A 22312-nucleotide genomic window follows, 5' to 3' on the forward strand; every position below is an offset into this window, starting at 1 on the left:
CCAGCGCCTTCTCCCCGTAGAACGGGGAGAAGGGAAGCGCTCTGGCGTCCGCTAGCGCGTAAAGCTCTGCGCGTTGCCGGCGTCGACATTGATGATGTTGCCAGTCGACTTGGCCGACATGTCGGAAGCGAAGAAATAGATCGCCTCTGCGATGTCTTCCGGAAACACCGAGCGCTTCAGCATCGAACGCGAGCGGTAGTGCTCCTCCAGGTCGTCGGTCGACATCTTGTAGGCGGCGGCGCGCTGTTCCTTCCACTCGCCGGTCCAGATCTTCGAGCCGCGCAGCACGGCGTCCGGGTTGACGACATTGACCCTGATCTGGGCTTCCGCGCCCTCCAGCGCCAGGCAGCGGGCGAGATGGATCTCGGCGGCCTTGGCGGTGCAATAGGCGGCGGCATTGGGCGAGGCGGCAAGGCCGTTCTTCGAAGCGACGAAGACGATGTTGCCGCCGATCTTCTGCACACGGAACAGCCGGAACGCTTCCCGCGAGACCAGGAAATAGCCGGTCGACAGGATATCCATGTTCTTGTTCCACAGCGCCAGCGTCGTCTCCTCGATCGGCGCCGAGGAGGCGAGGCCAGCGTTCGACACCAGAATGTCGATGCCCCCGAACTCGACCGCCGTCTCGGCGAAGCCCGAAATGACCTGGTCCTCCGAGGTGACGTTGATCAGCACCGGCCGCACGAAATCCTTGCCATAGGCCTTGGCCAGTTCGTCATTGGCACTGGCCAGCGCTGCCTCGTCGATGTCGGCCAGCACGACGCAGGCGCCTTCGCGCAGCAGCCGGTTGGCCGTCGCGCGGCCGATGCCGCCGGCGCCGCCGGTGACCAGCGCGATCTGGCCGGCGAGCGCCTTCGGCTTCGGCATGCGCTGCAGCTTCAGATCTTCGAGCAGCCAGTATTCGATGTCGAAGGCTTCCTGTGCAGGCAGGCCGACATAGGACGAGACCGTCGAGGCACCGCGCATGACGTTGATGGCGTTGACATAGAACTCGCCTGAAATGCGCGCCGTCGCCTTGTCGCCGGCGAAGGTGAACATGCCGACGCCGGGCATCAGGTAGACGACGGCATTGGGGTCGCGGATGGCGGGCGAGTCCGCGTGCTTGCAGCTGTCGTAATAGGCTTGATAGCCAACACGATAGGCGGCGATATCGTCGGCGAGGCGCGCGATGACGGCATCGACATCGGGTTTTGCCGGATCGAACTCGATCACCAGCGGGCGGATTTTGGTGCGCAGGAAATGGTCAGGGCACGACGTGCCTAACGCCGCCAACGGCCGCAAATCCCTGGAGTTGACGAATTCGAGTACGGCGGGCGAATCGTCGAAATGGCCTGTTTTGTGGCTCTTTTCCGAGATCAGGCCGCGGATTCTGGGCATCAGTTTTGCCGCGATGGTACGGCGTTCAGCGGCGTCTAGCGACTTGACCACTTCACCGCCGAAGATGGCGAGGCCCTCGGAGCGGCGCTCGAACCATTCGATCGCCTGGTTGATCACCGAGATCGTCGTCTCGTAGCATTCCCTGGGGGTGTCGCCCCAGGTGAACAGGCCGTGGCTTTCCAGGATGACGCCCTTGGCGGCGGGATGTTCGAGGCAGAATTTCTCCAGCCAGAGGCCGAGTTCGAAGCCCGGCCGCTTCCACGGCAGCCAGCCGATGGCCTCGCCGAAGATCTCCTTGGTCAGCGCCTTCGAATCCTTGGCGGCGGCAATAGCGATGATGGCGTCGGGATGCATGTGATCGACAAAAGGCCTCGGCACGAAGGCATGCAGCGGCGTGTCGATCGAGGCCGCACGGGGGTTCAGATTGAACGTGCAGTGGGGCAGATACCCCACCATCTCGTCTTCGTGCTCAACGCCGCGGTAAAGGCCTTTGAGCGCACGCAATTTGTCCATGTAGAGCGTGGCGAAGCCGTCGAGCTTGATCGAAGCACTGTCGCCGCCGGACCCCTTGACCCAGAGCACTTCGACGTTCTCGCCGGTCAGCGGGTCTTTCTGCCAGATCTTCGATGAGGTGTTGCCGCCGCCATAGTTGGTGACGCGCTTGTCGGAGCCGAGTGTGTTCGAGCGATAGACCAGAAGCTCGGGATCGCTCATCCCCTTGGCTTTCGCATCATCCCACAGATTGGCGAGGCGCGCGCCGGTGCGCTTGTCGAGCATAGGGTATCCTCCCGAAAGGCACGCAAAAGGTGCGGCCCATTTGGCCCGAATTTCCACGGAAGCAGCTGGCTTGTCAATCACAAACGATCAAGATCGATCATATTGCACTGCACAATGAAATTATATGATCGGAAATGATTGACACTGCGCGTTTTGGGTGCCTAGATGCACAGGCAGGGAGGAACCATGCACGAAAAAGAGCGCCATAGGATCATTCTGTCCGCCGTCCAGGAAAAGCCTGTGGTGACGGTGCAGGAAATGGTCGACCTGACGGAGTCTTCCGAGGCGACGATCCGGCGCGACATCGCGGCTCTCCATGTCCAGAAGCGCCTGCGCCGTGTGCGCGGCGGCGCCGAGGCAATCTCGCCGCCGCAGTTCATCGGACTGGCCGGCCGGCCCTTTTCCGTCAACGAAACGATCAACGCCTCGCAGAAGCGGGCGATTGCCCGCGAAGCGGTCGAGCTGTGCAAGGATGGCGAGCCGATCATCATCAATGGCGGCACCACCACCTTCCAGATGGTGCATTTCCTGACCGGCCGCCGCATGCCGATCTTCACCAACTCGTTTCCGATCGCCGAGCACCTGCTCAAGCACTCCAAGAACACGGTGATGCTGTCAGGCGGCACCATCTATCGCGAGCAGAACATCATCCTGTCGCCCTTCGACAATGACGTGACGCGCAATTTCTATGCGCGCCGCATGTTCATGGGCGCCCAGGGGCTCGGGCCGCTCGGCCTGATGGAAGGCGATCCGCTGCTGATCCAGGCGGAGCAGAAACTGATCGACCAGGCCGACGAACTGGTGGTGCTGGTCGATTCCTCGAAATTCCGCAAACGCTCCAGCCTGATCCTGTGCGGCTTGTCGCGCATCGCTACCGTCATCACCGATGACGGCATCGAGGATCGCGAAGCCAAGATGTTAGAGACCGCTGGCGTGACGCTGATCGTCGCCCGCAAGTCGGCAACCAACAAGGAAGAATCTTCACTGCAGGCCTGAGACACCCTCACGCCAGCAGCGGCGATGGAATGCAACGCTCAAGGGAGGATATTCGATGAGCTTCTTGAAGAAATTGATGGTGACGGCGGCCTTTTCAGCCGCCATGTTCGTGAATGCGGCCTATGCCGAAAACGTCAAGATCGCCCTGGTGGTGAAATCGCTCGGCAACGGCTTCTTCGATGCCGCCAACAAGGGCGCCGAAGAGGCGGCCAAGGAACTCGGCGATGTCGACATCATCTACACCGGCCCGACCAAGGCGACCGCCGAAGCGCAGATCGAAGTGGTCAATTCGCTGATCGCGCAGAAGGTCAACGCCATTGCCATTTCGGCCAATGACGCCGACGCGCTGGTGCCGGTGCTGAAGAAGGCGATGGAGCGCGGCATCACGGTCATCTCCTGGGATTCGGGCGTCGCCAAGGAAGGCCGCCAGCTTCACCTCAACCCGTCCGACACCGGCCTGATCGGCGAGACCATCATCAAGCTCGCCGCCGACTACCTGCCGGAAGGCGGCGACGTCGCCATCCTGTCGGCCTCCTCGACCGCCACCAACCAGAATGCCTGGATCGATGCTGCCAAGAAGATCCTGCCGGAGAAGTTCCCCAAGATCAAACTCGTCGCTACCGTCTATGGCGATGACGATTCGGCCAAGAGCACCGACGAAGCCAAGGGCCTGCTGAAGTCCTATCCGAACCTCAAGGCGATCATCGCGCCGACCACCGTCGGTGTCGTCGCCGCCGCCCAGGTCGTCACCGACGAAAACCTGATCGGCAAGGTCAATGTCACCGGTCTCGCGCTGCCGTCCGAATTCAAGAAGTTCATCGACAACGGTGCTTCACAGGCCGTGGCTCTTTGGAACCCGATCGACCTCGGCTACTCCGCCGTCTACCTCGCCCATGATCTGGCGGTGAAGAAGGAAGAGGCCAAGCCCGGCGCCACGCTGTCGATCGGCCGTGTCGGCAAGGTCACGCTCGACGACACCAACTCGGCCGCGATGGCTCCGCCCTTCCAGTTCGACAAGTCGAACATCGAAAAGTTCTCCAAGATCTATTGATCTGGAGCCTTCTAGAGTTGACGCGGCGGGGCTCACGTTCCGCCGCGACTTTAAACGGACCTTGTTTCAGGGCTTGATACGACTATGGACACGACAGCCCAACCCGGCACGGTGAAGGAGCGGCCTCTTGCCTCGGCTCCACGCCTGACGCTGTCCGGCATCTCCAAGAGCTTTCCGGGCGTACGTGCGCTGCACAATGTCAGCCTGTCGCTCTACCCCGGCCAAGTGACCGCGTTGATCGGCGAAAATGGCGCAGGCAAGTCGACGCTGGTCAAGATCATGACCGGCATCTACCAGCCTGATGCGGGCACAATCAGCATCGACGGCCAAGCGGTCACCCTGCCCAGCGCGCACGCCGCCTTCGGCTATGGCGTCACCGCCATCCATCAGGAAACCGTGCTGTTCGACGATTTGACGGTGGCCGAGAACATCTTTCTCGGCCACGCGCCGCGCACGCGCTTCGGTACCATCGACTGGCGCACGATGCGCAAAAATGCGCGCGAAGTGCTCGACACCATGCATGCCGGTCATATCGACGCCGACGCCCGGCTGAAGGACCTCGGCATCGCCAACAAGCATCTGGTCGCGGTCGCGCGTGCCATGTCGATCGATGCCCAGATCGTCATCATGGACGAGCCGACCGCCGCCCTTTCGATGAAGGAGATCGAGGAACTTTTCCTGCTCGTCGAGTTCCTCAAGAGCGAAGGCAAGGCGATCCTGTTCATCAGCCACAAGTTCGACGAGATCTACCGCATCGCCGACCGCTACACGGTGTTCCGCGATGGCGAGATGGTCGGTGAAGGCCTGATCAAGGATGCCGGCCAGAGCCAGATCGTGCGCCTGATGGTCGGCCGCGCGGTCGATCACATCTTCCCGCAGCGCGAGGCCGAGATCGGCGCGCCGGTGCTCTCCGTCTCCGGCCTGTCGCACCCGACCGAATTCAACGATATCGGCTTTGAACTGCACAAGGGCGAAATTCTCGGCTTTTACGGCCTTGTCGGCGCCGGGCGCAGCGAGGTGATGCAGGCGATATCGGGCATCACCCGCACCTCAGCCGGCACGATCACGCTGGAAGGCAAGACGATCGCGCCTAAATCGGCAGCGGATTCGATCGATGCCGGCATCGTCTACGTGCCGGAGGAGCGCGGCAAGCAGGGCGTGGTGATCGGCCTGCCGATCTTCCAGAACGTTTCGCTGCCTTCACTCAAGCGCACCTCGAAATCCGGCCTGCTGCGGTTGGCGGAAGAGTTCGATCTGGCCCGCTCCTACACCGAGCGGCTCGACCTGCGCGCCTCCTCGCTCAGCCAGGATGTCGGTACGCTGTCTGGCGGCAACCAGCAGAAGATCGTCATAGCCAAATGGCTGGCGACCGCGCCCAAGGTGATCATCCTGGACGAGCCCACCAAGGGCATCGACATCGGCTCCAAGGCCGCCGTGCACGGCTTCATGGCCGAGTTGGTTGCGCAAGGCCTGTCGGTGATCATGGTGTCGTCGGAACTTCCTGAAATCCTCGGCATGTCCGACCGCGTCGTCGTCATGCGCGAGGGTCTCGTCGCGGCGGTCTACGACAACAAGGGGCTGGACGCCGAGACGCTGGTCAGGACGGCAGCGGGGATCGCGGCATGAAGGCTTTCCTCAAATACCGTGAAATCTGGCTGTTCGCGGCCATCGTCGTGCTGATCGGACTGATCTCGACGCGCTTTCCCGCCTTTGCCGATCCCGGCAATCTGCGCCAGGTGTTCAACGACACCTCGATCCTGATGATCCTGGCGCTGGGCCAGATGGTTGTCATCCTGACTCGGTCGATCGATCTGTCGATGGCCTCCAACCTCTGCTTCACAGGCATGGTGGTGGCGATGCTGAACGCCGCGCATCCGGCAATCCCGATCCCGCTTCTGATCGTCATTGCACTGCTGGTCGGCCTGGTGCTCGGCGCCATCAACGGCCTGCTGGTCTGGCGACTGAACATCCCCTCGATCGTGGTGACGTTGGGCACGCTGACCATCTATCGCGGCGCCACCTTCGTCCTGTCCGGCGGCGCCTGGGTCAACGCTGACAAGATGAGCCCTGACTTCATCGGCTTCCAGCGCGCCGCCTTCCTCGGCATTCCGGTGCTGTCGTGGATCGCCATCCTGGTCATTGCGCTGTTCTTCATCTTGATGACACGCACCGCGCTCGGCCGCTCGATCTATGCCATCGGCGTCAACCCGACGGCTTCGGTCTATGCCGGCATCGATGTCGGCCGGACGAAATTCATCGTCTTCTGTATCTCCGGCATGATCGGCGGCCTCTCGGGCTATCTCTGGATCTCGCGCTACGTGATCGCCTCGGTCGAGGTCGCCAACGGCTATGAACTCAACATCATCGCCGCCTGCGTCATCGGCGGCATCTCGATCGCCGGCGGCATCGGCTCGGTCGGCGGCGCGGTGTTAGGGGCGCTGTTCCTCGGCATCATCTCCAACGCACTGCCGGTCATCAACATCTCGCCCTTCTGGCAGATGGCGATTTCGGGGAGCGCCATCATTCTGGCCGTCGTGCTCAATGCGCGCGGCGAACGCCAGCAGGGCCGCATCATCCTGAGAAAAGTGGAGGCGGTGATATGACCGACATCCCTGCCCTGCGCCACATTCCCGACCGGCTCGACAAGCCGTTCCGTTCGGCGATCTTTTCCTGGGAAGCGCTGCTGGTCGTGGTGGCCGTCGCCATCTTCGCCATCAACAGCTTCGCCTCGCCCTATTTCCTCGACCCGTACTCGCTGTCCGATCTCACCTTCAATTTCACCGAGAAGGGCCTCATCGCCGTTGCCATGGCGCTGCTGATCATTTCGGGCGAGATCGACCTGTCGGTCGCCGCCATCATCGCGCTCGCCTCGACGATGATGGGCATGGCGGTGCAGGCTGGCGCCGGCACACCAGTGCTGGTGCTGATCGGCATCGTGGTCGGGCTCGGCTGCGGCGCCTTCAACGGGCTGCTGGTGACAAGGCTCGGCCTGCCCTCCATCGTTGTCACCATCGGCACGATGAGCCTGTTTCGCGGCATCGCCTTCATCATCCTCGGCGACCAGGCCTACAAGGGCTATCCCTCAAGCTTTGCGTTTTTCGGCCAAGGTTATGTCTGGTGGGCGGTGTCGTTCGAACTGGTGCTCTTCCTGATCGCTGCCGTCGTTTACTGGTTCCTTCTGCACCGCACGAGTTTCGGCCGTCGTGTCTTTGCCATCGGCAACAACCCGGTCGCGGCACAATTTTTCCGGCGTGCGTGTCGGCCGCACCAAGTTCATCCTGTTCTGCCTGACCGGGCTGATGTCGGGCATCGCCTCGGTGCTGATCACCTCGCGCCTCGGTTCGACGCGCCCCTCGATCGCGCAAGGCTACGAGCTCGAAGTCATCACCATGGTGGTGCTCGGCGGCGTCAGCATTCTCGGCGGCGCAGGCAGCATTGTTGGCGTCGTGCTCGCCGCCTTCATCATGGGGCTGGTGACCTTCGGGCTTGGCCTGCTCAACGTGCCCGGCATCGTCATGTCGATCTTCATCGGCCTGCTGCTGATCATCGTCATCGCCTTGCCGATCGTCTGGCGGCGGCTGCGCGGAGGGCGCTGATGCCTGAAAAATACGCGTTCAAGATGAAGCTGAAGCCCGGCATGAAGGCCGAGTACAAGCAGCGTCACGACGAGATCTGGCCGTCGCTGGTCTCACTGCTGAAGCAGGCCGGCGTCTCCGATTACTCCATCCATCTCGACGAGGAGACCAATATCCTGTTCGGCGTGCTGTGGCGGCGAGACGATCACGGCATGGACGAATTGCCGAAGCATCCGGTGATGCAGCGCTGGTGGGCACACATGGCCGACATCATGGAGACCATGCCGGACAATGAGCCGGTGGCCGTGCCGCTGGAAACCGTGTTCCATATGGAATGAGCGCACTCCACCACATCGCCGTCATCGACATCGGCAAGACCAACGCCAAGGTGGCGCTGGTCGACCTGGCGACGTTGAGCGAGGTGGCGCTGCGCCGGACGGCCAATGAGCCAGTGCGGCAAGCGCCCTATCCGCATCACGATGTCGAGGCGTTGTGGACGTTCATCCTCGACAGCCTTGCCAGCCTCAACCGCGAACAGCGCATCGACGCCATATCGATCACCACCCATGGCGCGACGGGCGTGCTGGTCGATGCCGCGGGCGAACTGGTGCTGCCGGTGCTCGACTATGAATTCGATGGCCCCGACAGGCTGGCCGCGGACTATGACGCGATCCGCCCGCCTTTCGCGGAGACCGGGACGCCGCGCCTGCCGCTCGGCCTCAATCTCGGTGCGCAATTCTTCTGGCAGCAGAAAAGCTTCCCGGCGGAATTCGCCAAGGCTGCCGCGATGCTGATGTACCCGCAATACTGGGCGTTGCGCCTGACCGGCATCGCCGCCAACGAGGTGACCTCGCTCGGCTGCCACACCGATCTGTGGAACCCGTGGACGGCGGATTTTTCAACATTGGTCGACAGCCTGGAATGGCGCGGGCTGATGGCACCGGTGCGGCCAGCCAGGGATCGCCTCGGCACGATCCTGCCCACTGTTGCGGTGCGAACCGGACTCGATGCGCAAACGCCGGTGTTGTGCGGCCTGCACGATTCCAACGCCTCGCTGCTGCCGCATCTGCTGTCCGACAAACCGCCTTTCTCCGTCGTCTCGACCGGCACCTGGGTGGTGTCGATGGCGGTCGGCGGCAAAGAGATCGCGCTGGATGCCGCGCGCGACACGCTGGTCAATGTCAACGCACTCGGCAATCCCGTGCCCTCGGCGCGCTTCATGGGCGGCCGCGAGTTTTCCGTGCTGACGAAGAACCTATCGGAGCAGTGGACCGAAGCTGATGTCGGCGCCGTGCTGGCGCGAAAGGTGCTGCTGCTGCCGTCGATCCAGCAAGGGTCGGGGCCGTTCCCGCATCAGGCTGCGACATGGCTCAACGCCGACGGCATGGACAATGGCCAGCGCTTTGCCGCCATCTCATTCTATCTGGCGTTGATGACGGCGACCTGCCTCGACCTGATCGGCGCCGACGGCCCGACCACTGTCGAAGGCCCCTTTGCCCGCAACCGGCTCTTTGTCGGCATGCTGGCAGCCAGCACGGCACGTGCCGTTGTTGCGTCCGAAGCCGCCACCGGCACCAGCATCGGCGCCGCACTGCTGGCAACCGATCAACTGATGGCGCAGGGCAAAGGCCAGAGAATGGAGCCGCCGACAGATTCTGTCTGGGCGGACTACGTCAGGGCCTGGGGCGCGGCAGTCGAAGTGCAGGGATAGGGTCTGTCTGTTTGGGCATGATCTCTGGACAAACGGTTTCCGTTTGTCCGAGAAAACCGGAACCCCACTTTTCAGGATCATGCTCAACTACAAGATCCTCTTGCCGAAAACCGACATGACGAAGTTGACCGCGTCGGTGCCGATCCGGGGCTCCAGATTCGCGGTCAGGCCCGAAACATCCATCGACAGCAGCCCGCCGGAGAGCGCGATCGCCTCCATCGCCTGATGTGTTTCGCGCACGGTCAGCCCTCCGGAGCCCGCAGCCCAGCCCGCGAATTCGGTTGCGGTAGGCGAGTAACTGACATGGAAACCTTGCGTGCCTGATGTGGCGATGCGGATCGCCTCATGCATCAGGTCGCGCATGCCCATGGCGTCGATATCGGTCATAGTGAAGGCTGACACGCGCGAATCCTTCAGCACCCGCGCCTCGGCCGGATCGGCATGGCGCAAGCCGACAATGACGACATTCTCGGGCGACAGCTGCGGCTGCAGCGCACCCGCCTTGTGGTCGAGGCCGAGGGTGCGCGCCAGGACCGAGCCTTCCGGCAGGTCGATGCCGTCCTCGTCCTCGGGCATCAGGGCGGCTATGGAATCGATCCAGATCAGGCCGAAGGAATGCGTCGCGCGCGCCGTCGCGGTCAGCGCCTTGTGGGCGATGCGACGGTCGGCGCCGGCAGTCAGCCGGATCAGCCCCGACGGCGGCCGCTCGACATCGGCGAGTTCCACGACGTCGAAATTCATCGCCTCCAGCCGCGCGCCGGTGCCTTCCCGGGCCAGGATGCCGGCGGCTCCCGGCTCGGCGGAGATCGACACCATCTTGCGGCCGGAAAAGTCCTCGACGTCATGCATCGGGGCCTTCTCGACATATTCCGAAGTCATCGCCAGCAGCATGGCGCCATAGCTCATGCGGAAGGCGACGCGGTCGCCGACGGCCGGCGGCGGATCGGCATCGGCGACATCGAGCAGCAGATGGTCGCTGGAGGCGCCGAGCACCCGTATCCCCTTGGCGATCGGCGTCAGCCCCTCGACCAGCACGTCCTCACGGCCGATATTGGCGATGGCGCGCAGCCTGTCGCCCTCGTCGGGAAAGACCGGCTGGTTGCCGAAGGCGTCGTAGCCCGATTGGCCGATCGGCCGTGACGGCTTGAGCTTGACCTCGATAATGTCGCTGGTCAGCCTGCAGGCATCGGGTTCGAGCTCGGTCCACGGCGTGTCGCGGAAGGTCTCGACGCCGCCTTGCAAGATCGCCTCGCCGACCCTTAGATTGTTGATGCCGGCCGGTAGCCTGCCCTGGAGCAGCAACGGCAGCGACGATGAGGCGCCGCCGGAAATCCAGTCGAGGCTTTTGCCGGACAGGCGCTCGGTCTTGTAGGCATGGGCGACGAGCTGCCCAAGGTTTTCCGGCGTCGGCATGATAGCGCCGAAGCAGCCGAGATTGGTGCCGATGCCGGCAATGCGCACGCCCTTGAATTCCTGGATCTGTTCGACCGTCGGAATAAGGTCGTTCGGCCAGATGCCTTCGCGGAGATCGCCGAGATCGATCATCAGCATAATGTCGTGGACGCGGCCCATGCGCTCGGCGATGCGCGAAATCTCGCGGATGGTGGCGAGTTCCGACTGCAGGCTGATGTCGACGGTGCGCACCACCTCCTCGACACGCGCCATCGGCGGACTGCGCAGCAGCATGATCGGCGCGTTGATGCCGCTGTCGCGCAGCCGGCGGATGTTCTCGAAGCGCGATTCGGCGATGCCGGCGACACCGCCCCGCAGCATGGCACGCGCCACTTGCGGCATGCCGCAAGTGCCCTTGGTGACGCCGAACACTTTTATGCCCGACAGCGCGCAACGCTCGACGATCGTGCGGGCATTGCGCTCGATGCGGCCAAGGTCGATGGCGACTTGCGGTCCCGACATCCTAGCCTCCGTAGACCAGTCCCTGCGGGTCGATCTCCGGCTTGCGGCCGGCGACAAGGTCGGCAAGGAATTTGCCGGAGCCGCAGGCCATGGTCCAGCCGACATGGCCGTGGCCGGTGTCGAGATAGAGATTCTCATAGCGCGCCTGGCCGATGACCGGCACCGAGTTCGGCATCATCGGCCGCAGGCCCGCCCACAGCTCGGCCTTGTTCTCGTCGAAGGCACCGGGGAACAGATCCTTGCCGGTCCTGAACATGGCAGCGAAGTCGCTTGGCTTGTGGCTGCGGTCGAAGCCGGTGAATTCGGCGGTCGAGGCGAGCCGCAGCCGGTTGCCAAGCCTGGAATAGGCGATCAGCTGGTCCTCGTCGGCGCCGCCCATGGTCGGACCTTTGGTTTCGTCCTCAAGGGGAATGGTCGCGGTATAACCCTTCACCGGATAGACAGGCAGGTCGATGCCATAGCGGCGCCCGAGCAGGCCGCTCTCCGGTCCCATCGAGATAACCACGGCATCGCCGGCGACCGGTCCGGCCGAAGTCATCACCGCGCGTACCTGGTCGCCCTCGATGTCGAGGCCCTCGACCGTGGTGCCGTAGAGAAATTTCACGCCGAGCTTTTCGGCCGAGTGGGCCGCGAGTTTTTCCACGAACTGCCGGGAATCGCCGGTCTGGTCGATCGGCGAATAGACCCCGCCGGCGATCTTTTCCTTCACCCCGGCAAGACCAGGTTCAAGCTCGATCAGCCGCTCGCGGCCGACGATCTCGATCGGCAGGCCGTGCTCGGCCAGGTAGCGATAATTGTCGGTGCCGGTGTCGAGGCTGTGCTGCGAGCGGAAGAAATAAAGGATGCCCTTCTTGCGCTCATTATAGCCGATGCCAGTCTCGGCCGAGATGGCGTTGATGCAGTCGCGCGAATAGAGCGCCAGGCGCAGCTTGACCCGGCTGTTGGCGCGCAGGCGCTCTTTCGTGCATTGGCGCAGGAAGCGCAGGCTCCAGGCGAGGAAGTAGGGATCGAAGCGCAGCCGCACCTTGATGCCGAGATCATGGTTGTAGAGCGCGCGCAGGAAGGTCTTCAGCGCTGCCGGCGAGGCCCAGGCGGTGGCATCGCCTGGCGAGACCAGGCCGGCGTTCGACTGGCTGGTGCCGCGCGCCGGCGCCGCATGGCGCTCGATCACGGTGACCTCGTGGCCGTCACTCGCCAGATAATAGGCGGCTGCCGTACCGACGACACCGGCCCCGAGCACCGTTATCTTCATGCCATCCCCCAAAGACTCCTCGCGGCACAGCGCCTCCACGCCGTGCCGCGAATGCCTTCAATAGCGCTTCACTGCCCGCCTTGCGAGCCCTTGGGAGAACCCGGCTCAGCCCCGCGCGGAGTTCTTGCCGGTCAGGATACGCTCCCAGGCGAGTGCATCGGCAACGATCTGGTCGAGATCGTCGCGTTGCGGGGTCCAGCCGAGTTCGGCGCGCGCGAGATCCGAATTGGCAACCACCGCCGCGGCATCGCCAGGGCGACGATCGCCCATCTTCACCTCGAAATCATGGCCGAAGGCGCGCCGCACGCTGTCGATGACCTCGAGCACCGAATAGCCGTGACTATAGCCGCAATTGGCGACGAGGCTTTGTCCTCCGGCGCGCAGCCGCTGCAAGGCCAGGCGATGCGCCGCCGCCAGGTCGCTGACATGGATGTAGTCGCGCATGCAGGTGCCGTCCGGCGTCGGATAATCGGTGCCGAACACCTGCATGAACGGCCGCTTGCCGAGCGCGGTCTCGCAAGCGACCTTGATCAGGTGGGTGGCGCCCGGCGTCGACTGGCCGGTGCGGCCCTTCGGGTCGGCGCCGGCGACGTTGAAGTAGCGCAGCGCGGTATAGCGCAGGCCGTGTGCGATCGCCGCATCGCGCAGCATCCATTCACTCATCAGCTTGGACAGGCCATAGGGCGATTCCGGCGCCAGGCGGGCATCCTCACGCACCGGCTCCAGTCCGGCGCCGCCATAGACGGCCGCGGTCGAGGAGAAGATAAAATTGGGCACGCCTTCGCGTACCGCGGTTTCGATCAGCGTGCGCGTCTTGCTGGTGTTGTTCTCATAATAACTGAGCGGGTCGGCGACCGATTCCGGGACCACGATCGAACCGGCGAAGTGAATGATCGCATCGACCTGATTGTCCCTGATGATCGAACCGACCAATTCCCTGTCGGCGACATCGCCGACCACCAGCTTTGCCTCCGGCGCCACCGCCCATTCGAAGCCGGTCGAAAGACGGTCTAGAACGACCACGCTCTCGCCGGCATCCAGCAACTCCCAGACCATGTGGCTGCCGATATAACCGGCACCGCCTGTTACCAAAACTGTCATCCGCGACCTCGCATCTCAAGATTTATCGGAAACTGTCTCAACCCCCGCTCTACTGGAAAGCCTGCCGCATGGCCATTAGAACTCGTGGTAACCGGCATTGTCGGCATGTGGCATCGTCCTGAAACAAAATTGATCCACATCAAGGGAATAGGCCACGATCCGTGGTCGTTAGGAACAGGTCTGGGGCGTGGCATTTTGACCAAAAAGGCCCGGTGGACGACCAATAGGCCAATGATTATGATCCCGCGCAAAATTGGGAAGTCGACATGAACTATCAGCGGTTCTTCGAGGAAGCGATCGACCAGCTCCATGCCGAGCGTCGCTATCGCGTTTTCGCCGACCTGGAGCGCATCGCGGGCAAGTTTCCGCGCGCCATATGGCGTTCCAATGGCCGTGCCGAGGAAATCACCGTCTGGTGCTCCAACGACTATCTCGGCATGGGCCAGCATCCCGACGTCATCGCCGCTTTCCAGAATGCGGCCGGCAAGATGGGTTCGGGCGCCGGCGGCACCCGCAACATTTCCGGCACCAGCAACCCGCTGGTCGAGCTTGAAGTGGAGCTTGCCGATCTGCACGACAAGGAAGCAGCACTGGTTTTCACCTCCGGCTTTGTCTCCAACGAAGCCTCGATCTCGACCATCGCGCGGCTTTTGCCGAACTGCCTGATCATCTCGGACGAGCTGAACCACGCCTCGATGATCGAAGGCGTGCGGCGCTCGGGCGCGGAAAAGAAGATCTTCCGCCATAATGACGTCGCGCATCTGGAAAGCCTGCTGCAGGCGGCGGGCCGCGAACGCGCCAAGCTGATCGTCTTCGAAAGCGTCTATTCGATGGATGGCGACATTGCGCCGATCAGGCAGATCGTCGAGCTCGCCGAACGCCACAACGCCATGACCTATATCGACGAGGTCCATGCCGTTGGCATGTACGGGCCGCGCGGTGGCGGCATCACCGAGCGCGAGGGCCTGGCCGACCGCATCGACATCATCGAAGGCACGCTGGCCAAGGCGTTCGGCACGCTCGGCGGCTACATCACCGGCACAAGCGCCGTGATCGACGCCGTGCGCTCCTATGCGCCGGGTTTCATCTTCACCACGGCGCTGCCGCCGGCGATCGCCGCCGCGTCGACCACGTCGATCCGCCATCTCAAGCGCTCGCAGGCCGAGCGCGACGCCCAACAGCAGCAGGCCGCGAAAACCAAGCAGATCCTTTCGGCCGCCGGCCTGCCGGTGATGGACTCGCCGACCCATATCGTACCGCTGCTGGTCGGCGATCCGGAGGCCTGCAAGATGGCCAGCGACCGCCTGCTCGGCGTGCACGGCATCTACATCCAGCCGATCAACTACCCGACCGTGCCGCGCGGCACGGAGCGGCTGCGCATCACGCCGACGCCGTTCCACTCCGATGCACTGATCGCCGAGTTGCAGGATGCGCTGGTCGAGACCTGGGATGCGCTCGGCATTCCCTACGGCTCCGCCGGTCGGCCTTCCGTGGCCAAGAGCGACAGGATCATACCCCTGCTGGTGCCCAAGTCGGGCGGATAAAGTCAGGCGGCGGAAGCCGCCGCCTGCTCAAACAGTCTTCATCCACTTTGCCAAACGGTGCGCCGCTTCCTCGACCTGGTCGAGGCGGCGGTGGAAGCACAGCCTGAGGAAGGCTTCGCCGCCGGGACCGAAGGCCGTGCCGGGAGCCAGGCCGACATTGGCCTTGTCGACGATGTCGAAGGCAGCAGCGCGTGAATCGGTGATGCCGTCGACGGTGAAGAACAGATAGAACGCGCCTTGCGGCACGATGAACCGGGCGCGGCCTGTGGCGCCGAGAATGCCGCAGACCAGATCGCGCGCCTTGCGCGCCCGCTCCACCTGTTCGGCAATGAAGGCATCACCCTCATCAAGGGCGGCAACCGCGCCGCGCTGCATGAACTGGGCGACGCCGGAGTTCGAATACTGGATCAGGTTCTCGAACACCTGCTGCAAGGCGGGGTGGGTCTTGATCCAGCCGACGCGCCAGCCGGTCATCGCCCAGTTCTTGGAAAAACTGTTGACGAACAGGATGCGGTCCTCCGCCGTGGCGATGTCGAGGAAGGACGGCGCACGGCCATGGCTGTAGTGGAACAGCGAATAGATCTCGTCGGCGATGATCCAGAGGTTTTTCGCACGCGCAAGATCGAGGATCGCCTGCAAGGTCTCGTGATCGGCGGTCCAGCCGGTCGGGTTCGACGGCGTGTTGATGAACAGCGCTTTTGTGCGCGGCGTGATCGCCGCCGCGATCTTCTCGACGTCGCAGGACCAGCCATTGCCGGAATGATCGAGCGTGACCGCCACCGGAATGGCACCCGATATCCCTGCTGCGGCATCGAAATTCGGCCAGGCCGGCGACAGATAGACAACTTCGTCGCCGGCGCCGGCGAGCGCGTCGAGCGCCAGCTGGATGGCATGCATGCCTGACCCGGTGACGATGAATTGCTCCTCGGGGAAGGTCTTGCCGAAATGCCTGGCATAGTAGCGGGACAGCGCCTGCCTGAGGTCGGGGATGCCCCTCTGCCAGGTGTAGAACGTCTCGCCGCCCGCCAGCGCCTTCGACGCGGCATCGGTGATGAACGAAGGCGTCGGCAGGTCGCCCTCGCCGGCCCAGAGCGGGATCATGCCCTCGCGCAGCCGGCCGTAATTGACGACGGCGACAATGCCGCTTTCGGGCGCAGCGCGGGCTTCGGCACGCAAGCTGTCGATCAAGGTCATGGGCGGGTCCGTTCCGATCTCGGCGTTCATCAGCGCTCCTTACCAGATGCGAAAACAGAAAACCCCGGCCGCGAACGACCGGGGTTTTGGTCCAGCAAGGCGTTGCCGAATTATCTCTTGGCGAGCAGGTCGCGAATTTCGGTGAGCAGCGCGACATCGGCGGGCGGCGGAGCGGCGGGTGCAGCCGGCTTCTCGCGTTCAAGCCGCTTGCGCATGTTGTTCACCGCCTTGACCATCAGGAAGATGATGAAGGCGAGAATAAGGAAGTTCAACGCGACGGTTATGAAGCTGCCATACGCGAAAACAGCGCCTTGCTTTTTGGCGTCCGCCAGCGAGGTGGCGTTGACGGCCGAGGAGAGCCCCAGGAAATAGTTGTTGAAGTCCAAGCCGCCGAAAATCGCGCCGACGATCGGCATGATGATGTCGTTGACAAGGGAATCGACGATCTTGCCGAAGGCCGCGCCGATGATGACGCCGACCGCCAGGTCCATCACATTGCCCTTGGAAATGAATTCCTGGAATTCTTTCAGCATTCGACCCTCCTTGTCATGACCGGCCGAGCTGCTGTTTCCGTCCTTGCGGGCATCGACCTGAGGCAACATAACAAAAACCTGAGGTTGCAACATCGGCAAAAAGGAGAAAGCAACCGGTTTCTCCTTACCCGACGGCAGCCCCCAAAGCGCGTCACGCTAAAACGGATTCACGCGCCGCGCTTTGGGTCTTTTTGTTTTTGTGCATGTCGTTGCCCCAAAACCGCTGCGCACTTTTGGGCGACATGCAAAATCGCTGCCTTCATGCATCCAAAGCCGTGATGGACTCGGAAGCCAAGCTGTGATTGCGTCTGGGCAAGCCGGGTTGAAATTCGGCACAGGGAGGATCTTGCCGGCGTGCAGGGCTTGTTCATCGTCATCATCGCGATCGCCTATGTGACGCTGCTGTTCGCCATCGCCAGCCTGGGCGACCGCCGCTCGGCCAGATCCGAGCCGAGCCGAGGGCGGCCCTTCATCTACGCGCTCAGCCTCGCGATCTACTGCACGTCCTGGACCTTCTTCGGCTCGGTCGGCCTCTCTTCCGAACGCGGCCTCGAATTCCTCGGCATCTATACCGGCCCGGTGTTGGTCTTCGTGTTCGGCTTCCCGCTGCTTAACCGCATCATCAGGCTTGCCAAGACCGAGAAGATCACCTCGATCGCCGATTTCCTCGGCGCACGCTACGGCAAGAGTTTTACCGTCGCGGCGATCGCCACGCTGATCGCCACCATCGGCGCGGTGCCCTATATCGCGCTGCAGTTGAAGGCGATCTCCGGTTCGGTCAGCCTGATGGTCGAGCACTATACGGGATCGCCGCCCTCCTTCGATCCCTTCGTCAGCGACATCTCGCTGGTCGTCGCGATGCTGCTGGCGCTGTTTGCGGTGCTGTTCGGCACACGCCACGCAGACGCCACAGAACACCAGGACGGGCTGGTGCTGGCGGTGGCCGTCGAAACCGTTGTCAAGCTTGCCGCCTTCCTGGCCATCGGCCTGATGGTCACCTTCCTGATCTTCGGCGGCCCGGGCGACATGTTCGACAAGCTCGCCCAGAATGCACAGGTTCGGCAGGCGATGAGCTACAACACCTCGCTCGCCACCTGGCTGGTGCTGACCGGCCTCAGCGGCTTTGCCATCATCATGCTGCCGCGACAGTTCTACGTCACCATCGTCGAGAACCGTGGCGAGGCCGAACTGCGCACCGCGACATGGGTGTTTCCGCTCTACCTCGTGGCGATCAATCTGTTCGTGCTGCCGATCGCCTTTGCCGGCCTGTCGCTGGTCGGCACCGGGACCAGCAGCGATCTCTACGTGCTGTCGCTGCCCTTGTTCAGCGGCCATGACGTGTTGGCGATGGCGGCCTTTATCGGCGGGCTGTCGGCGGCGACGGCGATGGTGATCGTCGAGAGCGTGGCGCTGTCGATCATGATCTCCAACGACCTCGTCATTCCGCTGTTCGTGCGCCGCCTGCTCAAGACCTCGACCTCCGAGACCGAAGACTGGTCGACGCTGATCCTCAATGTGCGGCGCGGAGCGATCTTCATCCTTTTGTTCATCGCCTTCCTCTATTACCGCGAGAGCACCAACAGCGCGCGCCTGTCGTCGATCGGCCTGATGTCGTTCGCCGCAATCGCTCAGTTCGCGCCGGCGCTGATCGGCGGACTGATCTGGCGCGGCGCCAATGGCCGGGGTGCAGCACTTGGCATGGTCGCCGGCATTCTCGTCTGGGGCTACACGCTGCTGTTTCCATCGCTTGCCGCACCCGACACCGAAATCATCGTGCACGGGCTGTTCGGCTTCGAGGCGTTACGGCCGCAGGCTCTGTTCGGCACCGTCGCCGAACCGCTGAACCACGGCGTGTTGTGGAGCCTGTCGATCAATGCGGTGTTCTTTGTGCTGGGCTCGCTTTCACGCGCGTCGGTGCCGCTGGAGCGCATCCAGGCGTCGATCTTCGTGCCGCGCGACGCCGGCCCGATGCCCAGCCTGCGCCGCTTCCGCACCGCCATCACCGTCAACGACCTCAAGGACACGATCGGGCGCTATCTCGGCGTCGAGCGCACCGAGCGCTCCTTCCAGTCTTTCGAAAAGACCAACGGAACCTCGCTGCACGGCAACGAGCAGGCGAGCATGGACGTCATCCGCTTTTCCGAGCAATTGCTGGCCAGCGCCGTCGGTTCGTCTTCGGCGCGGCTGATCCTGTCGCTGCTGTTTCGGCGCCACGATCGCGAATCCAGGGATGCCTTCCGCTTGCTCGACGACGCCACCGAGGCGCTGCAGCACAATCGCGACTTGCTGCAGATCGCGCTCGACCAGATGGAGCAAGGCATCACCGTCTTCGATCGCGATTTCCGCCTGATCTGCTGGAACCGCCAGTACCGGGCGCTGTTCGACCTGCCCGACGAGATGGGCCAGGTCGGCGTCTCGCTCGACAGCATCCTGCGCCATCTCTCGGAGCGCGGCGACATTCCGGCGGAGCAGCGCGTGACTATGCTCAACCGGCTGACCAGCTTCGTCAGCCCATGGCAGATGGAGCTGAAGACCAGCGGCCGCATCCTGGAACTGCGGTCCAACCCGATGCCGGACGGCGGCATTGTCGCCACCTATGCCGACATTTCCGGACGCGTCGAGCAGGATCTGGCGCTGAAACGGGCCAATGAATCGCTGGAGCAGCGCGTCAAGACCCGCACCATCGAGCTGACCCGCGTCAACGAGGAACTGGCGCAGGCGCAGATGCTGGCCGAGGAGGCCAATCTCGGCAAGACCCGCTTCCTCGCCGCCGCTGGCCACGACATCCTGCAGCCGCTGAACGCTGCTAGGCTCTATTGCTCGTCGCTGATCGAAAAAGCCGGCAAGGGGCCTACCGGCAAGGCAGCGGTCAACATCGAATCCTCGCTTGAATCGGTCGAGACCATTCTCGGCGCCGTGCTCGACATCTCCCGCCTCGACGCCGGTGCGATGAAGCCGGACGATACCGCCTTCAACCTCGACGGATTGCTGCGCCAGATCGGCAACGACTTCCGGCCGCTCGCCGCCGAAAAGAAACTCGAGCTGACCATCATGCCGTCATCGCTGACCGTGACGACGGACCGCAATTTGTTGCGCCGCCTGATCCAGAATCTCGTCTCCAACGCCATCAAATACACGCGCCACGGCCGCGTGCTGGTTGGCGTCAGGCGGCGCGGCGAACTGGCCGAGATCCAGGTGATCGACACCGGCATCGGCATCGCCGGCGACAAGCTGAACACGGTATTTCACGAATTCACCCGGCTGGACGAGGGCGCGCGCGAGGCCGAGGGCCTCGGTCTCGGCCTCTCCATCGTCGACCGCATCGCCCGGGTGTTGCGCCTGGAGATCCGGATCTTTTCCAATCCGGGCAAGGGCACGCGCTTTTCCGTTATCCTGCCCGTGGCGGCCGTACAGGAGCCGCGGCGCGAGATCGAAACCAAAACCCCGGCCCGGGCGACAGCATCGTTGGCGGGACTGCACGTGCTGTGCATCGACAACGACGCCCGCATCCTCGAAGGCATGCGGCTCCTGCTCGAAGGCTGGGGCTGCAATGTCGATACGGTGTCCGGCTCAAGGGATCTGGAGAGTGCCACGATGCGCCGCCCGGACATCGTCCTTGCCGACTATCATCTCGACGGCGAAACCGGTCTCGATATCATCGCCAGGCTGCGCGCGATCCATGGCGATAACCTGTCGGCCGTGCTGGTCACCGCCGACCGCTCCAACGAGGTGCGCATGGCCGCCGGCGGGCTCGAGATTGCGGTGATCAACAAGCCGCTCAAACCGGCGGTGCTGCGCTCGATGATGGCCAGGGTCAGGCCGCTGGCATCGGCGGCCGAATAGCGCCAAGGGGCGCCGGCCAGGGTCGCCGGTCTCAGCCTCGGTGTCCGAGGCTGTCGAGGTAGGCGCAGAACATGTCGGCCATGCCGTCGGCGTAGCTTTCGATCTCGCCTGGCGTTCGAGGACTTCCCGAAAAATCCTTTCCCACCGCGCTGAGTGTCGCGATGATCAGGTCGCCCGCCAAGGCACGGACGGCTTCTCCGGCCTCGGGCAATGCCTCCCGCAGGAAGGTCTGGACGGTGCGCTCTCCTGAGGCTTTCGCCTCGTGCGCTTCGGGCGCGTCGCGGTAAAGGGGTGCGGCGTCGTTGAGCGCCACGCGCACCGCGGCCTCTTCGCACTCCGAGCGGATGAAGGCGTGGACCAGTGCACGCAGCCGTTCGAGCGGTGGTCGCTGGTCGTTCTCGAGTATGGTGCGCAGCAGGCCACCCGTCTGCCGCCATTCGTCGCTCTGGAGCCTGAACAGGAGTGCGGCCTTGTTCGGGAAGTACTGGTAAAGCGAGCCGACACTCACCCCGGCTTTTTCGGCGACGCGTGTGGTGGTGAAACGCCGCGCGCCTTCGCTTGCCAAAACCTGAACAGCAGCCTCCAAAATCGCGGCGACAAGCTCCGTGGCGCGAGCTTGTTTGGGCTGTTTTCGTGAGGAAATCAAAAGGCTTGGGGGTTCGGCCATGGCACATCTCGGCAATGCGAATTGGAAACCTGAAGGATTATTCGTATTTTCAGGACGACACAAGGACGCGGTCATTTTTTCGAACGGAGACTTTCATGACGACGCTCGCCAACGCCCCGCTTGCACCCCTGCTGGCTCGCCTGTTCAAGGAGGCCGGCGCGGCGACCAGCCCCGCAATGGCCGAGTTCTCCCGCGAAGAGCGGGCACGCCTCACGCGCAGCAAGACCGACTATGTCGACTTCTATGGGCGGCTGAAGGATCTCTGGCTGGCGATCTCGCCGGAGACCGGCACGCTTCTCTACATGCTGGCACGCGGCAGCGGCGCGCGCATCATCATCGAGTTCGGGACCTCGTTCGGCATCTCGACGCTCTACCTTGCCGCGGCGCTCAGGGACAATGGCGGTGGCCATCTGATCACCACCGAGTTCGAGCCGTCCAAGGTGATGCGGGCCAAGGCCAACCTGACGGAGGGCGGCCTCATCGACCTGGTGGAAATCCGCGAGGGAGACGCACTGCAGACGCTGAGCGCCGACCTGCCGGATACGATCGACCTTCTGCTGCTCGACGGCGCCAAGGCGATCTACCCGGAGATCCTGAGCCTGGTCGAAAGCCGCCTGAGGCCGGGTGCATTGGTCATCGCAGACAACGCTGATTTCTGTCCCGAATATCTGGAGCGCGTGCGCTCGCCGGCATCGGGCTACATGTCCACGCCGTTCGGCGAGGACGTCGAACTGTCCGTGCGGCTCGGCTGAAGCAGCCGCATACCCAACTCAAACA

16 protein-coding genes and 1 pseudogene are annotated in these 22312 nt (G+C 63.3%); 10 read left to right on the forward strand and 7 right to left on the reverse strand.

The genetic code is table 11. The features are described 5' to 3' along the window. Nucleotides 1-51: 51 nt before the first annotated feature. A complete protein-coding gene (locus ACZ89F_RS27470) occupies nucleotides 52-2154 on the reverse strand; it encodes a bifunctional rhamnulose-1-phosphate aldolase/short-chain dehydrogenase (RefSeq protein ID WP_476095156.1) in 2103 nt (700 codons plus the stop codon). 186 nt (nucleotides 2155-2340) lie between these two features. Here ACZ89F_RS27470 and ACZ89F_RS27475 point away from each other — a divergent pair, with 186 nt between their 5' ends. The 7 genes and pseudogenes from ACZ89F_RS27475 (at nucleotide 2341) to ACZ89F_RS27505 (ending at nucleotide 9487) form a co-directional block, all read left to right on the forward strand. Beyond that, nucleotides 2341-3150: a DeoR/GlpR family DNA-binding transcription regulator gene (locus tag ACZ89F_RS27475; protein WP_256753955.1), complete on the forward strand. Its 810-nt coding sequence runs from the start codon at nucleotides 2341-2343 to the stop codon at nucleotides 3148-3150. A gap of 55 nt (nucleotides 3151-3205) precedes the next feature. Next, nucleotides 3206-4201 carry a rhamnose ABC transporter substrate-binding protein gene (rhaS, locus tag ACZ89F_RS27480; protein WP_027055502.1) on the forward strand — a complete coding sequence of 332 codons (996 nt, stop codon included), beginning with the start codon at nucleotides 3206-3208 and terminating at the stop codon, nucleotides 4199-4201. An 84-nt stretch (nucleotides 4202-4285) separates the two neighbouring features. Next, nucleotides 4286-5827, forward strand: a complete 1542-nt coding sequence (locus ACZ89F_RS27485) for a sugar ABC transporter ATP-binding protein (protein WP_476095157.1) — start codon at nucleotides 4286-4288, stop codon at nucleotides 5825-5827. Further along, entirely contained in the window at nucleotides 5824-6804 is a 981-nt protein-coding gene (locus ACZ89F_RS27490) for an ABC transporter permease (RefSeq protein ID WP_476095158.1), read from the forward strand. The genes ACZ89F_RS27485 and ACZ89F_RS27490 overlap by 4 nt, the downstream gene beginning before the upstream one ends. Beyond that, nucleotides 6801-7797 (forward strand): annotated as a pseudogene (locus ACZ89F_RS27495) (ABC transporter permease). Before ACZ89F_RS27490 ends, ACZ89F_RS27495 begins: the two are co-directional and overlap by 4 nt. Next, on the forward strand, nucleotides 7797-8114 hold the full coding sequence (gene rhaM / locus ACZ89F_RS27500) for an L-rhamnose mutarotase (RefSeq protein ID WP_476095159.1): 318 nt from the start codon (nucleotides 7797-7799) through the stop codon (nucleotides 8112-8114). The pseudogene ACZ89F_RS27495 and the gene rhaM overlap by 1 nt, the downstream one beginning before the upstream one ends. After that, nucleotides 8111-9487, forward strand: coding sequence for an FGGY-family carbohydrate kinase (locus ACZ89F_RS27505; RefSeq protein ID WP_476095160.1), 1377 nt, complete (start codon nucleotides 8111-8113; stop codon nucleotides 9485-9487). The genes rhaM and ACZ89F_RS27505 overlap by 4 nt, the downstream gene beginning before the upstream one ends. A gap of 87 nt (nucleotides 9488-9574) precedes the next feature. Here ACZ89F_RS27505 and ACZ89F_RS27510 read toward each other — a convergent pair whose 3' ends face one another. The 3 genes from ACZ89F_RS27510 to galE form a co-directional block, all read right to left on the reverse strand. Further along, nucleotides 9575-11401, reverse strand: coding sequence for an alanine racemase (locus tag ACZ89F_RS27510; protein WP_476095161.1), 1827 nt, complete (start codon nucleotides 11399-11401; stop codon nucleotides 9575-9577). A gap of 1 nt (nucleotide 11402) precedes the next feature. Then, the gene (locus ACZ89F_RS27515; protein ID WP_476095162.1) at nucleotides 11403-12653 is read right to left on the reverse strand and encodes a D-amino acid dehydrogenase; all 1251 of its coding nucleotides are present in this window, start codon (nucleotides 12651-12653) and stop codon (nucleotides 11403-11405) included. A gap of 105 nt (nucleotides 12654-12758) precedes the next feature. Further along, nucleotides 12759-13754 carry a UDP-glucose 4-epimerase GalE gene (gene galE, locus ACZ89F_RS27520; protein ID WP_476095163.1) on the reverse strand — a complete coding sequence of 332 codons (996 nt, stop codon included), beginning with the start codon at nucleotides 13752-13754 and terminating at the stop codon, nucleotides 12759-12761. A gap of 266 nt (nucleotides 13755-14020) precedes the next feature. Between galE and hemA the strand changes: the two genes are divergently transcribed. After that, on the forward strand, nucleotides 14021-15298 hold the full coding sequence (hemA, locus tag ACZ89F_RS27525) for a 5-aminolevulinate synthase (RefSeq protein WP_476095164.1): 1278 nt from the start codon (nucleotides 14021-14023) through the stop codon (nucleotides 15296-15298). 27 nt (nucleotides 15299-15325) lie between these two features. Here the strand turns inward: hemA and ACZ89F_RS27530 are convergent, their stop codons facing one another. Both ACZ89F_RS27530 and mscL read right to left on the reverse strand, forming a co-directional pair. Continuing rightward, nucleotides 15326-16492: a pyridoxal phosphate-dependent aminotransferase gene (locus ACZ89F_RS27530; protein WP_476097409.1), complete on the reverse strand. Its 1167-nt coding sequence runs from the start codon at nucleotides 16490-16492 to the stop codon at nucleotides 15326-15328. Between the two features lie 110 nt (nucleotides 16493-16602). Further along, nucleotides 16603-17025: a large conductance mechanosensitive channel protein MscL gene (mscL, locus tag ACZ89F_RS27535; protein WP_056588266.1), complete on the reverse strand. Its 423-nt coding sequence runs from the start codon at nucleotides 17023-17025 to the stop codon at nucleotides 16603-16605. A gap of 354 nt (nucleotides 17026-17379) precedes the next feature. Between mscL and ACZ89F_RS27540 the strand changes: the two genes are divergently transcribed. Then, nucleotides 17380-20868, forward strand: coding sequence for a PAS domain-containing hybrid sensor histidine kinase/response regulator (locus ACZ89F_RS27540; protein WP_476095165.1), 3489 nt, complete (start codon nucleotides 17380-17382; stop codon nucleotides 20866-20868). Nucleotides 20869-20899: 31 nt separating this feature from the next. Here ACZ89F_RS27540 and ACZ89F_RS27545 read toward each other — a convergent pair whose 3' ends face one another. Next, nucleotides 20900-21535, reverse strand: coding sequence for a TetR/AcrR family transcriptional regulator (locus ACZ89F_RS27545; RefSeq protein ID WP_476095166.1), 636 nt, complete (start codon nucleotides 21533-21535; stop codon nucleotides 20900-20902). A 95-nt stretch (nucleotides 21536-21630) separates the two neighbouring features. Here ACZ89F_RS27545 and ACZ89F_RS27550 point away from each other — a divergent pair, with 95 nt between their 5' ends. Further along, a complete protein-coding gene (locus tag ACZ89F_RS27550; RefSeq protein ID WP_476095167.1) occupies nucleotides 21631-22287 on the forward strand; it encodes an O-methyltransferase in 657 nt (218 codons plus the stop codon). Nucleotides 22288-22312 lie beyond the last annotated feature (25 nt).

It is taken from the genome of Mesorhizobium sp. USDA 3734, assembly GCF_056279665.1.

Excerpts from the sequence above, each read along its gene's own strand:
- ACZ89F_RS27505 (WP_476095160.1), top strand. The coding sequence starts at position 8,111 with ATGAGCGCACTCCACCACATCGCCGTCATCGACATCGGCAAGACCAAC.
- galE (WP_476095163.1), bottom strand. The coding sequence starts at position 13,754 with ATGACAGTTTTGGTAACAGGCGGTGCCGGTTATATCGGCAGCCACATG.
- ACZ89F_RS27485 (WP_476095157.1), top strand. The coding sequence starts at position 4,286 with ATGGACACGACAGCCCAACCCGGCACGGTGAAGGAGCGGCCTCTTGCC.
- rhaM (WP_476095159.1), top strand. The coding sequence starts at position 7,797 with ATGCCTGAAAAATACGCGTTCAAGATGAAGCTGAAGCCCGGCATGAAG.
- ACZ89F_RS27545 (WP_476095166.1), bottom strand. The coding sequence starts at position 21,535 with ATGGCCGAACCCCCAAGCCTTTTGATTTCCTCACGAAAACAGCCCAAA.
- ACZ89F_RS27530 (WP_476097409.1), bottom strand. The coding sequence starts at position 16,492 with ATGACCTTGATCGACAGCTTGCGTGCCGAAGCCCGCGCTGCGCCCGAA.
- ACZ89F_RS27490 (WP_476095158.1), top strand. The coding sequence starts at position 5,824 with ATGAAGGCTTTCCTCAAATACCGTGAAATCTGGCTGTTCGCGGCCATC.
- rhaS (WP_027055502.1), top strand. The coding sequence starts at position 3,206 with ATGAGCTTCTTGAAGAAATTGATGGTGACGGCGGCCTTTTCAGCCGCC.
- ACZ89F_RS27550 (WP_476095167.1), top strand. The coding sequence starts at position 21,631 with ATGACGACGCTCGCCAACGCCCCGCTTGCACCCCTGCTGGCTCGCCTG.
- ACZ89F_RS27510 (WP_476095161.1), bottom strand. The coding sequence starts at position 11,401 with ATGTCGGGACCGCAAGTCGCCATCGACCTTGGCCGCATCGAGCGCAAT.
- ACZ89F_RS27515 (WP_476095162.1), bottom strand. The coding sequence starts at position 12,653 with ATGAAGATAACGGTGCTCGGGGCCGGTGTCGTCGGTACGGCAGCCGCC.
- ACZ89F_RS27470 (WP_476095156.1), bottom strand. The coding sequence starts at position 2,154 with ATGCTCGACAAGCGCACCGGCGCGCGCCTCGCCAATCTGTGGGATGAT.
- mscL (WP_056588266.1), bottom strand. The coding sequence starts at position 17,025 with ATGCTGAAAGAATTCCAGGAATTCATTTCCAAGGGCAATGTGATGGAC.
- ACZ89F_RS27475 (WP_256753955.1), top strand. The coding sequence starts at position 2,341 with ATGCACGAAAAAGAGCGCCATAGGATCATTCTGTCCGCCGTCCAGGAA.
- hemA (WP_476095164.1), top strand. The coding sequence starts at position 14,021 with ATGAACTATCAGCGGTTCTTCGAGGAAGCGATCGACCAGCTCCATGCC.